Origin of the sequence: Bartonella krasnovii (assembly GCF_003606345.3) — a bacterium.
Classification (GTDB): Bacteria; Pseudomonadota; Alphaproteobacteria; order Rhizobiales; family Rhizobiaceae; genus Bartonella; species Bartonella krasnovii.
On sequence record NZ_CP031844.2, the window covers coordinates 546,696 to 561,601 of the forward strand.

General features: G+C 36.5%; 11 protein-coding genes and 1 pseudogene. 8 read left to right on the top strand and 4 right to left on the bottom strand.

What is annotated here, in order from left to right; genetic code table 11:
* Window positions 1-658: 658 nt before the first annotated feature.
* Window positions 659-3,244: a BafA family autotransporter gene (gene bafA, locus D1092_RS02205; protein WP_120121992.1), complete on the top strand. Its 2,586-nt coding sequence runs from the start codon at window positions 659-661 to the stop codon at window positions 3,242-3,244.
* 397 nt (window positions 3,245-3,641) lie between these two features.
* Window positions 3,642-4,064 carry a nucleoside-diphosphate kinase gene (ndk, locus tag D1092_RS02210; protein ID WP_120121993.1) on the top strand — a complete coding sequence of 141 codons (423 nt, stop codon included), beginning with the start codon at window positions 3,642-3,644 and terminating at the stop codon, window positions 4,062-4,064.
* 323 nt (window positions 4,065-4,387) lie between these two features.
* Here ndk and pgsA read toward each other — a convergent pair whose 3' ends face one another.
* The 3 genes from pgsA to D1092_RS02225 all read right to left on the bottom strand — a co-directional run bounded on the left by pgsA (window position 4,388) and on the right by D1092_RS02225 (window position 8,278).
* A complete protein-coding gene (pgsA, locus tag D1092_RS02215) occupies window positions 4,388-4,969 on the bottom strand; it encodes a CDP-diacylglycerol--glycerol-3-phosphate 3-phosphatidyltransferase (protein ID WP_120122758.1) in 582 nt (193 codons plus the stop codon).
* A gap of 72 nt (window positions 4,970-5,041) precedes the next feature.
* Window positions 5,042-7,027 carry an excinuclease ABC subunit UvrC gene (uvrC, locus tag D1092_RS02220; RefSeq protein ID WP_120121994.1) on the bottom strand — a complete coding sequence of 662 codons (1,986 nt, stop codon included), beginning with the start codon at window positions 7,025-7,027 and terminating at the stop codon, window positions 5,042-5,044.
* 390 nt (window positions 7,028-7,417) lie between these two features.
* Window positions 7,418-8,278: a 23S rRNA (adenine(2030)-N(6))-methyltransferase RlmJ gene (locus tag D1092_RS02225; protein ID WP_120121995.1), complete on the bottom strand. Its 861-nt coding sequence runs from the start codon at window positions 8,276-8,278 to the stop codon at window positions 7,418-7,420.
* A 662-nt stretch (window positions 8,279-8,940) separates the two neighbouring features.
* Between D1092_RS02225 and tatA the strand changes: the two genes are divergently transcribed.
* The 6 genes from tatA (at window position 8,941) to D1092_RS02255 (ending at window position 14,000) form a co-directional block, all read left to right on the top strand.
* Window positions 8,941-9,252 carry a twin-arginine translocase TatA/TatE family subunit gene (gene tatA / locus D1092_RS02230; protein ID WP_120121996.1) on the top strand — a complete coding sequence of 104 codons (312 nt, stop codon included), beginning with the start codon at window positions 8,941-8,943 and terminating at the stop codon, window positions 9,250-9,252.
* Window positions 9,253-9,304: 52 nt separating this feature from the next.
* The gene (locus tag D1092_RS02235; RefSeq protein ID WP_120121997.1) at window positions 9,305-9,739 is read left to right on the top strand and encodes a twin-arginine translocase TatA/TatE family subunit; all 435 of its coding nucleotides are present in this window, start codon (window positions 9,305-9,307) and stop codon (window positions 9,737-9,739) included.
* The gene (gene tatC, locus D1092_RS02240; RefSeq protein WP_120121998.1) at window positions 9,736-10,518 is read left to right on the top strand and encodes a twin-arginine translocase subunit TatC; all 783 of its coding nucleotides are present in this window, start codon (window positions 9,736-9,738) and stop codon (window positions 10,516-10,518) included. Before D1092_RS02235 ends, tatC begins: the two co-directional genes overlap by 4 nt.
* A gap of 61 nt (window positions 10,519-10,579) precedes the next feature.
* On the top strand, window positions 10,580-11,857 hold the full coding sequence (gene serS, locus D1092_RS02245) for a serine--tRNA ligase (RefSeq protein WP_120121999.1): 1,278 nt from the start codon (window positions 10,580-10,582) through the stop codon (window positions 11,855-11,857).
* Window positions 11,858-11,991: 134 nt separating this feature from the next.
* On the top strand, window positions 11,992-12,651 hold the full coding sequence (locus D1092_RS02250) for a protein-L-isoaspartate(D-aspartate) O-methyltransferase (RefSeq protein WP_120122000.1): 660 nt from the start codon (window positions 11,992-11,994) through the stop codon (window positions 12,649-12,651).
* Between the two features lie 167 nt (window positions 12,652-12,818).
* Window positions 12,819-14,000 (top strand): M23 family metallopeptidase, encoded by a 1,182-nt coding sequence (locus D1092_RS02255; protein WP_120122001.1) that lies wholly within the window; start codon window positions 12,819-12,821, stop codon window positions 13,998-14,000.
* 85 nt (window positions 14,001-14,085) lie between these two features.
* Here the strand turns inward: D1092_RS02255 and D1092_RS09775 are convergent.
* Window positions 14,086-14,313, bottom strand: a pseudogene (locus D1092_RS09775) (phage antirepressor Ant); the annotation flags it as partial.
* Between the last annotated feature and the right edge of the window lie 593 nt (window positions 14,314-14,906).

The following is a 14,906-nucleotide window of genomic DNA, read 5'->3' on the forward strand; positions in this document are numbered from 1 at the left end:
TGTTCATTATTTTGTATGTTGAATGAGAGTTTTGAATATCGTAGGATTTTCTTATTCCAAATCTACTCAAAATCACTTTCTTGCATGTCACAAGTAGGGAAGAGCCGTGTGGAGCAAAATTGTACAAGAAAGGACTCAAAATGCTTCTGATAAATCACTTCAAGTGCTAAGGACTATTGCAACGTTTTAGGGCTGGTAAAGTGTTTGATGGAGCCGACTCCATAGTGTAAAAATGTTAGTATTCAATGGATTTTTAGCAATTATGCTATTCATTGTCGGCGTCGGGAAAATATAGGCTTGGGCATATTGAGAGATGTTTTTTTCAAACAAGCGTATGAGCATCCCAATGACGTTCTCTTTTACGTGAGGGGTGGTGATCCCATTAAAGGGAATGGGCATTTTTCATTCATAATTTCAAATACAAACCTGAAAATTAATCTTTTAATTCAAATAAACAATTTAAATTTTTTCGTTTTTCTGCCTTCAGTTAGCATTTTTTAGTGATTCATAGACGCACAACTAAAAATTGTTAAATTAAAAAAATACACTAAAAAATTGTATTTAGACATAAATAAAACACATTATGATACAATCTAAAACGAGCTACCTGTGTAGCCGCGGGATATTTGTCTAAATAATTGAGAGTGGAGTGTGGATAATGCGATATAAATACAAATTAAGTTTTTCAGTATTGATGATCAGTAGTTGTCTTGTGCAATCTGCAAGTGCAGTTGAGAGTAGGAATAGAGAGCTAACAAGAGCACCCCATGTAGGAAATGGAGAAGAGGAACGAAAAAAATTAGAATTGATTGCTCGTCTTTTCAAAAATAATATTACCCTTAAAGGCGGTGATGTAGAGCTTGTTGATAATGGAAGAACTTCCGTGGGATCTACTATTAACAAAGGAGGGATGCAGATAGTTGTGCGCGGAGGAACTGCGATTAATGCTGCAATTAGAGGTGGTAAACAGTTTGTTCATGAAGAGCCTAATATTGATCTTACACAAGTGGTTAGAAAAAGTAGTGCATATAATGCCACAGTTACGGGTGGAGATGGAGAAATAGGACAGCAGAATGTGTATGATGGTGCATGGGCTTGGTATACAAGAGTAGGAAATAACGGAGAACAAAATCTTTATGCGGGGCAAAGAAAAGAAGGGGGAAGAGCAATGGATACAGAGGTCTCAGGAAATGGTAGACAACACGTCTTAGCACATGGAGGGGCTTATGCGACAACTTTGAAGGATCATGCTACTCAGGTAGTATATCCTGGAGGGTTTGTAGATACTTTAACAATTATGGATTATGCTAGGTCATGGTTTCACTCTGGTATTCAGAAAGTGGTTGGAGAAGTAAGGGTCAATAGTCACGGAGAACTTTATTTATTCGCTGGTGATGTCACAAACCATCTCACTAAAAAAAAGATTCCTATAGAGGGACAACCTGATGAAACAATATTTGAGGTTGGTGAACGGAATAACAAATATAAACCTCAGATTGAAATTGAAGATTTAGGGGGAGAGGATGGAACTGTTGTTTTTACTTCTATTCCATATGATCCACGTCATATTTCACTTCATGTTGAAAAACTTTCAGGGAATTTACATTTTCGATTCAATATTAGTACTGCGTGGGATTCGAGTGATTATTTGACGATTGGTGAGGGCTCAGGAAATCACAAAATAAGTGTTGCGGATTCTGGTCGTGAAATTACAGGTTCTCTCTCACAAAGGAATAGTTTTGTTACTCATCTTCCTTTAGTTACCGATAGAAGCCAAGGTGGAGGAGCTAACTTTACTCTGGCGGATCTTTCGGGGAGGGAAATTACAACTTTTGATGGTGGAACTTATCAGTATCGCTTGGAGAAGAGAGGTCGATGTGCTATTTCTAGTGGTAGTGCTACAATTTGGTCTTTAAGTAGAGCCTCTGAAAATTCAGAGCGTTCTGGTGCTGAAGTAGAATGTGTAAATAAGAAAATGAAGGTTCCTGTTGCATTGTCTGCTGATATGGGGACACAGTCTAATCAAGGTGATTCTTCAGGAAGGAAAAAGGCTGGTCGTCGTCCACCTAAAAAAGAGCAACCCCAGAAACGGCCTCCGCGTCATTTAAGAGAAGCACAAAGTGTCTCGAGTGTTTCGATATCTTCTTCTCAAGAAAATCAGATGCATGTGGTATTGCCTCCATCACCTCCACATTCTCTTTCTTCTGACACACAACAGGCTGCTGTTTCCGCCTCTTCTCAGTCTTTAGCAGATCAGATGATTTTGCGTCCAAGTAATCAGAAACAACCTTCTCCACAATTGGATGAGACGCTTTCAGGTTTTCAGTTTTTAACCACGCCTTCTACAGATGCAGTATTGTCTATGTCTGTAGCTCCAGCAATGATATTTCATAATGAAATGCAAAGCGTACGTGCGGGAAGAGGCATTCTAGATAAAAGTAAAAAGCATACGGCTTTATGGGGCTATGCGATTAAAGCAAAAGAGAGCATTGCGACAGAGCATATAGATTTTAAGCTCGATCAAACAGGGATTGTGTTAGGGATCAATGGCTTAAGCGAGTGGGAAAATGGAGAGTTTTATATAGGTGGTTTTGGCAGCTATGATCATGCTCGTGTTGCACATACTCGGGGTGGTACTAGCGGTATCAATAGTTATAGTATTGGGGCTTATGTCACGTATGTGGATCATAGTGGATGGTATCTGGATGCTCTTTTAAAATACAATCATTATCAAAATAATCTGAAGGCAGTTTCCACGAATGGTTTAGGGATTGAAGGCAGTTATAAGCAATGGGCGGTTGGGGCCTCCTTTGAAGCAGGATATCGATTTCAGACGTCCAAGAGTAGTTGGTTGCAGCCTTATGGACAATTTACTTGGTTGCAAGTTGAGGGAAAAGAAATCAAGTTATCGAATGACATGAGCGGTGATATTCGCCCCTTTACGTCATTGCGCAGTGAGGTTGGATTATCTTTAGGGTATGAATTTGGCTCTGGCATGGCGACTTCTTCACAGGCGTATATTACAGCAGCATGGTTGCGTGAGAATAAAGATGATAATCAAACGGTGATTAATGAACACCATTCATTCACCACCGATTTATCAGGTAATGCGGGTAAATTAGGCATAGGTTTGAGCAGTTTTTTGAGTGAGAAGCTGAAGTTATATGGTGAGGCTCATTATGTTAAAGGGCGTAAAACAAAACAGTCTCTTCAGGGCATTATAGGGGTACGCTATAATTTCTAATTATAGGAAATTTTTTAATTGATCTCAGTAAGGTGAGAGAATTTTAAAACCTAGACCTAAAGTGTCTAGATCTGTCTTCTTTTTTAAAAGAAGGTTTTCATAAAAGGTATGTATTTTTACGTGTTGTTTTTTCTTATAATTGTTATTGCTTAAATGATAATTTTGATGGGAAGCGTTTAGGAATATAATAAGGAGTTCAACATTTACTAAGAGGCAGCTGTGCATCTTATGATGGGAGGGGCAATTATAACTGTATTTGTTTTATTGAAGTCTTCTTTACAATCCATTCTATATTTTTGAGAATTTGTGTAGATTTTTTCAAAGTCACTTGGCAAAGAACTGTCTGCTCGCTATAGAAACAGTTAGAGAATGTTATCAATGAAATAAAGGTGAGTAAATGGCTTTAGAGCGTACTTTTTCGATGATTAAACCAGATGCAACACGTCGTAATTTGACAGGCGCAATTACCAAAATGCTTGAAGATGCGGGCTTGCGTGTTATTGCATCTAGACGTGTGTGGATGAGCAAGCGTGAGGCTGAAAATTTTTATGCTGTTCATAAAGAACGCCCTTTTTTTAGTGAATTGGTTGAATTTATGTCTTCTGGTCCAACAATTGTCCAGGTTTTGGAAGGAGAAAATGCAATAGCTAAAAACCGTGAAGTGATGGGGGCTACAAATCCCAGTGATGCAGAAGAAGGGACAATTCGTAAGGTTCATGCTTTGTCGATTGGTGAAAATTCTGTCCATGGATCCGATAGTGCTGAAACAGCAAAAACAGAAATCGCTTTTTGGTTTTCTGAGATAGAAATTGTTGGTTAATAAAAGCGTAAATAAAAATAAGAAGCAAAAACCTAAAACATAGTGTTTTGGGCTTTTGCTTTTACAAGATTATAGGTCTCTTTGACAGATATGGGGATTCATCGTTTTTTTTCACTTTTAATATTGCAACTTTTTTTTTCGAGGGGATAAAACCTATTTATTTTTTGAATGTCTTTTAACTAGACGCCAACTTCGTTTGTGAAAGGTAAAAGAAGTATTTTAATTGATTAATCATCACGAGATTTAAAGTAAGTAGATTTATGGTATCTTTTCTTTCTTAAGTTTTAGAAAGACAGATTATCATTATAAATCAAGAGACGATTTCATGAAATGACGTGTTTTAAACCCGCGCGAAAATAATCCCATCCTGTCCACAATGTAAGGAGGGCAGCAATCCAAAGCATAGTAATGCCAAATTCTACCGTGTAAGGGAAAATTTTATTACCAGCTGGTCCTGCTAAAAGAAAGATAATAGCGATCATTTGTACAAAAGTTTTCCACTTTGCAAGACGAGAGACCGGAACACTTACTTTTAATTCAGCTAAATATTCACGTAATCCTGATACAAGAATCTCTCGACAAAGAATAATAATTGCGGCCCATAATGTCCATCCAGCAATCGTGCTGTCTGCGGCAAGCAAGAGCAAACAAGCTGAGACGAGAAGTTTATCGGCAATTGGATCTAACATGCGACCAATATTGGATGTTTGTTCCCAAATACGGGCAAGATAGCCATCAAGAAAGTCAGTAATAGAGGCAACGATAAAAATGGAAACGGCAATCCAACGTACGATATCATTTGACTGTAGGCGTCCTTCTACAAAAAAGCAAGCAACGACCATTGGGACTGCAACAATTCGTGCATAAGTTAAAAGATTTGGAAAAGAAAAAGTATGATTTTTCATAGAGTCATTTTCAATTCTTATAAAGGAAAACATATTCCCTGTAAGTAACAAGGCTAAAGTGATGAAACAAGCCTATTTTTCATTAAAATGGTTATGAATTTTTTGCGCGATTGCGATAGAGATTCCCGTAACTTTTTTCAAGTCTTCAAGTGAGGCACCAGCAACAGCCTTGGCACTTCCAAAATGATGAAGCAATGCACGTTTTCTTGACGGACCGATATTTTCGATTTCATCAAGTGGATTTTTAAAGGTTTCTTTCTTTCGTTTTATTCTATGCGTTCCAATAGCAAAACGGTGTGCTTCATCACGTAGACGTTGCAAAAAATAGAGGATAGGATCACGGGGGGGAAGTGTGAAAGGAAGGGTACCTTTTATAAAAAATCGTTCACGTCCCGCATGACGGTCAACACCTTTGGCAATTCCAACAACGGTGATTAGGTTATTCAATTGTAATTCAGCAAGTATTGTATGCACACTGTTGATTTGTCCCTCACCTCCATCGATTAAGATAAGATCAGGCCAAACGGGAAAAAGATCATTCTCTTGATCTTTTCTATCATGACTTTTATTTGGCAAATCATGCTCTTTGATAAGGCGTGAAAATCTTCGTTTAATCACTTCTTTCATCATGCCAAAATCATCGCCAGGCGTGATATCTGTTGAGCGAATGTTGAATTTGCGATATTGATTTTTAACAAATCCCATTTGACCAGCAACAATCATAGCACCTACAGAATTTGTTCCCATAATATGAGAATTGTCGTAGACTTCTATACGGCGCGGAGGAAAAGGCAGCTGGAATGTTTCAGCAAGCCCCTGAAGTAATTTTGTATGGGTAGCTGTTTCAGCAAGCTTATGTTCTAGTGCTTCATGAGCATTAAGATAGGCGTAATTAACAAGTGTTTTCCGTTCACCTTGCTTGGGTAAAGAGAGAGACACTTTGTGATTTGCTTTGAGACTTAATGCTTCTGTAAGAAGTGTCTTTTCTTCAATTTCTTCGGATAAAAGGATGCTTTTGGGAAGGGGCTTATCATCGTAAAATTGGGCAATAAAACTCGCTAAAATTTCAGTACGGGAAAAAGAGGGATCTGCTTTAGGAAAATAGGCTCGGTTTCCCCAATTTTGTCCCATACGAAAAAAAAACACTTGAATACAAGTCATTCCTTCCTTTTGAGCAATTGCAAAGACATCTGCTTCTTTTATCGTTTGAGGGTTAATACCTTGATGGCTTTGTATGTGAGAAAGGGCTGATAAGCGGTCACGATAGGAAGCTGCTTGTTCAAAGTCAAGATTTTCTGCGGCTTTATGCATAGCTTGGACCATATCATTTTTAACAGATTGATCTTTTCCCGAAAGGAACGCTTTTGCTTCTCTTACTAGTTCTTTATAATCACTGTCATTAATTTCATGGGTACAAGGTGCAGAACATCGTTTAATTTGATAAAGTAAACAGGGACGTGTACGGTTTTCAAAAATTGTATCGGTACAAGTCCGTAATAAAAAAGCGCGTTGTAAAACATGAATTGTTTGTGTCACCGCACCAGCAGAAGCAAAAGGCCCAAAATAATGAGCTTTTTGTGTTCGTGCGCCACGATGTTTGCAAAGTGCAGGTGCTCGATGATCATTTGTAATCATGATATAAGGAAAGCTTTTATCATCACGGAGTAATACATTAAAATGGGGATGCAATCTTTTGATGAGATTCGCCTCTAAAAGGAGTGCTTCTGTTTCTGTATGGGTAACGATAAATTCCATATGATATGTTGCACGAATCATACGGGTAATACGATTATTGTGTCCTTGTTCACGTGTATAATTTGAAACACGTTTTTTGAGATTACGTGCTTTGCCAATGTAGAGAATATTACCATTTTCACCAATCATCCGATAAACTCCCGGCTTATGGGGAAGGTGTCTAACAAACTCTTGTATAAATTTGACACCTTGGAATTGATTTTTTTCATTGCTCTGATTGGCATTTTTCCATGACAAATTAGAGAGAAAAGAAAGCTTTTCTCTTTTATTTTTCGGACAAGTTGTATTATTTTTCAGGATCATTCCGTTTATCAAGAAATGTTTTTTGTTTGACGTATGAAATATTCTTATTTCATAAAATAACGATTATTTATATCTTTAATAATTTTTGTCCATCAACAACATATTACAGCATAAGAGTGTGATTTTAGAGTACTTTTCTTTCATAAAAAATATGAGAATTGTTATTTTTTATTTATGACAGCTTTATGAACACGCCTAGCTCAATTGATTCATTAAAAATAATTCCTCTTATGAGGCGTAAGGAGTGAGTTTATTGTTCTATGACTCACGTAATTGTTATAAGCTTACCATTATTATCTTATATGTTGATATTATCTAAAAAATAACAGAGTCTTATCGCCTTTGTAACTTACAAAAGGGTATTTTTTAAGGAAAACGTGAAAGAAAAGTCTAGTTTAGATGTTCTTTTTGAAGCCATTTATGCGTTATTTGAGCATTTTCATCTTGTCCAAGACGGTTGATAAGAAAGGGACTGAGTTTTTTCATTTCATCTTTCAAAAGATAAGGAGGGTTGATAATAATCATCCCACTTCCATTCATTGTCGGTGGACTTGAATTTTTTCGGATACGCATTTCAAGTTGTAAAATTTTAGGAATTCCTGTTTGATAAAGCGCGTGAAGAAAACTTTCAATTTCTTTATCATGTTTTACAGGATACCATAAAGCGTAGATCCCTCCAGAAAAACGGCGATAGGCTTTCATCAACCCCTCAATAAGGCGGGAAAACTCGCCACTTTTTTCAAAGGGAGGGTCAACAAGGATAAACCCACGTTTTTCTTTTGGTGGTAAATGAGCATTTAAGGAAAGCCAACCATCTAAATGCAGAACTTTTGTTTGATAATCGCCAGCAAAATTTTTTGCTAAAATATGATAATCTTCATTGTGCAATTCTATTGCGGTGAGGCGATCTTGTTTCCGTAATAATTGACGAATAAGAACAGGAGATCCAGGATAAAATACAATTTCTTTTTCTCCTTTATTGAGGGAATCAATAATATCACACCATGGATAAAGGAGTGTTCTTAAATCTTCTGGAATTGGCGTTGAAAAGATTCGTTGCACACCTTCGCGCCACTCTCCTGTTTTATAGGATTCTAAAGAAGAGAGATCATAAATACCAATACCAGCATGCGTGTCTATAACGCGAAAAGCTTTTTCTTTGCGTTTGAGATATTCTACAATGCGCATGACAATAATGTGTTTAAAAACATCAGCAAAATTGCCAGCATGGTAAATATGCCGATAATTCATGGAAGAAACTCTATCATATGGATAACTGTATCAGGCTTATTAACATAGAATAATAGAATTGATATCCATAAAAACTTTCTTGTAGCACTCAAATAAGCTCTTCATCAAAAAATTATATACATAAAATATGAATGTTACAGGAGCACTTATTTCATTAGGATTTTAAATCTTTTATATGAAAGTTGGACAAGAAGAGGGCAAACATTTCAGTGAAAGCTCTTTACGAAGTAAAGATGAAAGCTAGTATCGTCATATCCTTATATATTATGACTTATTTTCTAGCGTCCTTGACGTCTATAAGGACCATTTTAATAGTTCCTATCTCTTTATGCTGACCTTGTTTATGAGGTGCAAGTGAATAGTTCTTACAAATTAATGTATGTTACGCGTTAATAAAATATATTCTTGATTACGGCAAAAGTGTTGTCTAATACGCATTTTGAGTGAGTTCATATTGCGGTATCACACTTAATATTTAGAAAAGTATGATATACATCTTTTAAAAGTTTGACTCATTGATTGATGACGATCATTCTTCTTCCATTAAAAAGCATATGATTTCTTTTAAGTTGAGAAAAAAATATATAAATAGGATACAATATTTGATACATTCTTCAGAGGAAGCATGAATAAGTGGGATAAAAAGCATAGAGTAGAGAGTAATGGGTAATATTTTTTCACCAACACATTTAATTGTAATTTTATTACTTATTTTGGTGCTTTTCGGACGCGGTAAAATTTCTGAATTAATGGGCGATATTGCTAAAGGAATTAAAGCCTTTAAAAAGAGTATGAAGGAAGAAGAGGAAGGCATTGAGGGTAATGTTGAAAAGGCTGCTCCTTCCAAAGTAACTGATGGAGCATCTCAACAATCTCAGCCGTTATCGGTAAAACATACAGCAACACGTAGAAAGGCTTCCTCTCACTCTAAAGGAGGCAAGGCATCTATTACCAAAAAACAGCGTGTCAAATAAAAGCGTCATCATTATTGTACATTATTTTTTATGAGGAAGTCGAGTATAAACGATGTTTGGGATTGATGGACCAGAGCTTGTCGTGATCTTACTTGTTCTCATCATTATCATTGGACCAAAAGATTTACCTAAAATACTCAAGACAATCGCAAAGGTAAGAGCTTATATACATTCAACAGCAAATGAACTTTGTCACCAGTTTGATGATGTAATAAAACAAATTGAGCGCGATGATTTGCAAAAAACATGTTCGGATATAAACAATTCAAGGAAGAAGTTGGCAGAAACTTTTGATTCCACTCAAAATACATTAGAGGGTATTCACAATAATTTGGATATTAAGGAAACTCACCATAAATCAGAAAAAGATAAAGAACTTTTGGCATGTGATCAAAAGGCAATCAAGAAAGATGTGACATTCTCTAGTGATTCTCATCACTTTGAAAGCATTTCTATTGCTTCTAAAGATAAAGAAGATGTGTCATGAATGTAAAAAAAGATGAGGTTGATGCCAATATGGCTCCCCTTTTAGAACATTTAATTGAACTTCGTCAGCGAATTATTTCGACCTTAGTTGCATTTATGATCGCTTTTATGATGTGTTTTCTTGTTAAAGATTATATCTTGAATTTTTTACTATGGCCGTATCAGTGGGCAATGAAAATAGCAGGAGGGTATCCTGAGAGTATTCGTTTGCAATCAACGCAGGTATGGGAAACTTTTTTAACAAAGATGAAACTTGCTGCTTTTGGAGGAATTATTTTATCTTTTCCCTATACGGCTTTTCAGTTCTATAGTTTTATTGCACCAGGGCTTTATAAAAATGAGCGCAGGGCTTTTTTACCCTTTCTCATTGGTGGTCCTATTTTATTTTGTATTGGAGGAGCGTTTGTTTATGCTCTATTGGCACCAATAATACTATGGTTTAGCCTTTCTCAACAATTTCTTCCAGATGCTCAATTAAAGATAGAGTTTGTCGTACGTATTTCTGATTATTTGGGTTTTATGGCGTCGTTTATCCTTATTTTTGGTTTGATTTTTCAATTGCCTCTTGTCATCAGTCTATTAACAAAAGTTAGAATTTTAACGTCTCATGATTTGGTGTCTAAACGAAAATGGGCTATTCTTCTCTCTTTTATTATTGCGGCAATGATAACGCCTTCAGATTTTTTTACGATGTTTGCAGTAGCTTTACCAACGATAGCGCTTTATGAGGTTTCAATTTTAATTGCTTACGGTATAGAAAAGAGAAGAAAATCCGCTTAAGAAAAGTGTATAATCTTACGCGATGAGAAATGAATAAAAACAATATAAATGAGGAATTTTAATGCTTGATATTAAGTGGATTCGCGAAAATCCTGAAGAATTAGATAAAGCGCTTGTAAGGAGAGGCCTTGAGCCACAAGCCGATAGATTAATACAACTTGATCTTGCACGTCGGTCCCATGTTGCTAAGGTACAATTAGCACAGGAACGCCGCAATGCGATTTCAAAGGAAATAGGACAAGCTTTAGCTTCATCTGATCAGCAAATGGCTGAACGGCTTAGAGCTGAAGTTGAAGAGCTTAAAGTTTTTCTTTCTTCTGCAACAGCGGAAGAAAAACAGCTGACGGAAAGTCTTGAAAAAATTCTTTCAGCACTTCCAAATGTTCCATTGGATGATGTTCCAAACGGTAAAGATGAAAGTGATAATGTCGTCATTCGACATTTTGGGACACCTCCAACCTTTAATTTTACACCAAAGGAGCATTTTGACCTTGGTCAAGATCTCAAGCAGATGAATTTTGAGCGAGCTAGTCGTTTATCTGGAACACGTTTTACAGTGCTTTCAGGGGCGTTAGCACGGCTAGAACGGGCATTGGGACAATTTATGCTTGATGTGCATGTCAATGAGCATGGTTATACAGAAGTTTCTGTTCCTCTTCTTGTTCGTGATGAGATTGTTTACGGAGCAGCCCAATTGCCGAAGTTTGCTGAAGATCTTTTTCAAACAACAGATGGGCGATGGCTTATTTCCACAGCAGAAGTGCCATTAACAAACTTGGTCAATGATGAAATTCTTGAAATATCAGATTTACCACTGCGATTTTCTTCTTTATCTCCTTGTTTTCGTTCAGAAGCGGGAGCTGCTGGTCGTGATACACGCGGTATGTTGCGTCAGCACCAATTTTGGAAGGTAGAAATGGTTTCGATTACCAGTGAAGAACAGTCTCTCATTGAATTGGAGCGCATGACGGAATGTGCAGAAGATATCTTAAAACGACTCGGTTTACCTTTTCGCACAGTAGTTCTTTCTACGGGGGATATGGGGTTTGCAGCACGTAAGACTTATGACATTGAGGTTTGGCTCCCTGGCCAAGAATGTTATCGTGAAATTTCTAGTTGTTCCGTTTGTGGGGATTTTCAAGGTCGACGTATGAACGCTCGCTATCGTAAAGAAGGCGATAAAAAGTTGCATTTTGTTCATAGCCTTAATGGTTCTGGTACGGCTGTTGGCCGTTGTCTTATTGCTGTGCTGGAAAATTATCAACAGGCTGATGGGTCAATTATTGTTCCAGATGTTTTACAATCCTATATGGGGGGCATGCGTTATATTACTGCTTAATTTTAGGAAAGGAAAGACAATATGCTTTTATTGCAAAGAGCTAATGCTATGCAAACGCAAGAGGTTTTACCATTTTAAAAAAGTGGTTTGTAGGGGTAATAAAAATGCATCTCCATTAGAGAGTGAATGATACTATGGAGCAAAAGGGTATTTTGCAATTTCGTGAGGAGTTGGCTGCTCTTGTACTGAAAATGCGTAGCAAAGGCATTGATGACGTACGATTTTTTTCGGCATTAGAGAAAATTCCACGTCAACAATTTGTTTCTGCTCCGTGGTTTGATAGTGCTTATGATAATAAAGTTATTCCCATAGAGTGTGGGGAATATATGGAGCGTTTGGAAGAACAGCTCTTAATGCTTTCAGCATTATCATTGAAAAAAAAGCATCGTGTCTTAGAAATTGGTACGGGCTCTGGCTTTTGTACGGCTCTTATGGCATGCTTAAGTGATCGTGTTACAACGATTGATCGTTATAAAACGCTTGTTGATTTGGCACGCCAAAAATTTCAAACTTTGGGTATTGAAAATATTATTATACGGCAGATTGATGGAAGCCATAATGTGGCAAGTTTGGGATCATTTGATCGCATTCTTATTTGGCCATCACGTTCTGATGAACCCAAGGAATTTTTAGAACTTTTAGCTGAAAATGGAATTCTCATTCAGGCGATAGGGCCTGATGAAGGGGTACAAACGGTAACGCGCTATACAAAAATTGGTAGTCGATTTGAGTGTTTAGAGTTGTTTCAAGTGCGTTATCAACCTCTTATTAAAGGTATTGCAGAGAGACTTTAATTTTTAAAATTTGAAAAACAGCACAAATTATTTCACTCTCTTTATTTTATTAAATTCACTTTGATCTTAATTAAAGATATTTATGAATAAAACATTTCATTTTAACACTTCGGTAATTTAAAAAAGCTTTAATGGGGTGAATTGAGTATTGATGAGTGGGCAAAACGATGTATCTAAAAGCTTTGGATAATATTTTTCAGTATAATTTTCAAAGAATAACTTTTTTGGCGGTGGTAACTATTGTTGCTGGTTGTAGTTCTGGCTCACAACGTTTTTCCAATATTTCTTCTCATCATAGGATAGCACCTCAATTAAATATAGCGAACTCTATGTCTACAGATCCGGGAATGCTATCATACGGTGGGGAAATGATACAAAGCACCGAGTTGCCTCCTGTAGAGCCAAGTGATGATTCGTCGATAGATGACAATTCTCCCTATAATTTTTCACAGCAGGGTAGGGGAGTTTCTTCTGATGATCGTGTTATGGGGGCGCCTCCACGTAATATTGGAACACTTTCTCGTTCACAAATGAATAATTCTCCTCTTTTCCGGCAGAACTCTTATATTGTCCAGAGTGGGGATACATTACTCAGTATTGCACGACAAGTAGGCGTTAGTGTTGAGGCATTAAAATCAGCAAATGGTATAAACAGTAATTCCATTTATATCGGTCAGGTCCTTGTGCTGCCAAATGGGCGTACGTTAGCAACTTCAAGAGCGTCCAGTCATAACAATAGGGTAGCGTCAACAGCAGAATCTTCATTCCAACCTCAGGTGACGTCTTCTATAAAGAACAAGAAAGCTTCTCCTATATATAAAGCCCCTGTAAAAACGCCACCTTCTGCACAGGTGAACAGGTCAAGTCCTGAAAGAAGTTCTTCTAAAGAGATGGTGCAATTGAATCATGAATCTGATTTATCAAGTACCATTACGCGTACAGATAATATTAAGGCGCCGCAAGCTACGGGAATTTCTAAAATGCGTTGGCCAGTACGAGGGCGTTTATTAAGCCAGTTTGGTCAAAAAAAAGGAACAATAATGAATCGAGGAATAGACATTGCTGTGCCTGAAGGATCATCGGTAAGAGCGGCGGAAAATGGTGTTGTTATTTACGCTGGAGATGGCTTAAAAGAGCTGGGTAATGTTGTTATGATTCGACATGAAAATAATATTATCACTATTTATGGATGTAATAGTCAGCTTGTTGTGAACAAAGGCCAAAGGGTAAGACGCGGTGATGAGATTGCGAAGTCGGGTATTTCAGGAAATGTTAAAACGCCACGTGTTTATTTTGAGATGCGTAAGAATTCATTACCAGTTGATCCTCTTAAATATTTAGAAAACTAATTGATTGATGATGTTAAATTTTAATAAGCTTATAATTTATAGAAACTTCATAAAAACAATTTGTTTTATTAAATCAATAGGACTGATCAGAATGTTTTAAATTTTCTAAAGCTTTTACTTTGGGCGCTAATTCTACAATAATATGATCTTTCTGTTCAATTTTTTCTTGTAGATGATTTAAGACCCTGAGCAATGTTTGGAGAGTCGAATAATCAATCTGTTATGTTACTTCCTTTTTCAAAGCCAGTTACATTTGATGAAGTATTGACGTGTTTCATGAACTTTACTCATTACGCTCGATCATCGAAAGATATTAGCACATGTATAACGTAATAAGTCAGCAAAAAATTATGAGTTTAGAAGAGGAGTTTGTTGGGAGGGATTAGAGATTATCATCTTTGTCTTTATGAAGTATAAGACAAAGAGCATCATACGATTTGTTAATACCCAACATTCACAATACTCTTGCATTTGAGAGGGGTATGAGAGGAGATATTTTACTTCTTATCATAAAGAGTTTTTATCTTTATGTTCATTTTACAGGCGTGATAGTCAAGAAATTTTTTGATGAATTCAAAAGGTTTGAAATGAGAGCGTTTTACGGTATTGAGCTCTATCATTCGACATTAAAAAATAATGAGTTATCTCTATAAATTAATGTTTTTTATTAGAAAAATTATTTTGTATCATTTATTGAGTAAGAGATAACGCTTCTAGCGTAGGATATATAATAGAGAGAAATAAATCTGTTTTTTTAATTTTTTTCTTATTGTACTCTGTCTCTTAAGGATTTATTACATTTCCATAAAGCTGAGATTCATTATACCATTATAGCTTTTTATAACAAATTCTTTAGATTTTTTTTCTAAATCGGGTTCTGTTTTAAGAGAATGGGAAATACCTGAA

Bases quoted from the DNA above. Each gene is read 5' to 3' on its own strand.
- uvrC (WP_120121994.1), bottom strand. From the start codon at position 7,027: ATGATCCTGAAAAATAATACAACTTGTCCGAAAAATAAAAGAGAAAAG.
- tatA (WP_120121996.1), top strand. From the start codon at position 8,941: ATGGGTAATATTTTTTCACCAACACATTTAATTGTAATTTTATTACTT.
- bafA (WP_120121992.1), top strand. From the start codon at position 659: ATGCGATATAAATACAAATTAAGTTTTTCAGTATTGATGATCAGTAGT.
- D1092_RS02235 (WP_120121997.1), top strand. From the start codon at position 9,305: ATGTTTGGGATTGATGGACCAGAGCTTGTCGTGATCTTACTTGTTCTC.
- D1092_RS02255 (WP_120122001.1), top strand. From the start codon at position 12,819: ATGTATCTAAAAGCTTTGGATAATATTTTTCAGTATAATTTTCAAAGA.
- ndk (WP_120121993.1), top strand. From the start codon at position 3,642: ATGGCTTTAGAGCGTACTTTTTCGATGATTAAACCAGATGCAACACGT.
- D1092_RS02225 (WP_120121995.1), bottom strand. From the start codon at position 8,278: ATGAATTATCGGCATATTTACCATGCTGGCAATTTTGCTGATGTTTTT.
- serS (WP_120121999.1), top strand. From the start codon at position 10,580: ATGCTTGATATTAAGTGGATTCGCGAAAATCCTGAAGAATTAGATAAA.
- tatC (WP_120121998.1), top strand. From the start codon at position 9,736: ATGAATGTAAAAAAAGATGAGGTTGATGCCAATATGGCTCCCCTTTTA.
- D1092_RS02250 (WP_120122000.1), top strand. From the start codon at position 11,992: ATGGAGCAAAAGGGTATTTTGCAATTTCGTGAGGAGTTGGCTGCTCTT.
- pgsA (WP_120122758.1), bottom strand. From the start codon at position 4,969: ATGAAAAATCATACTTTTTCTTTTCCAAATCTTTTAACTTATGCACGA.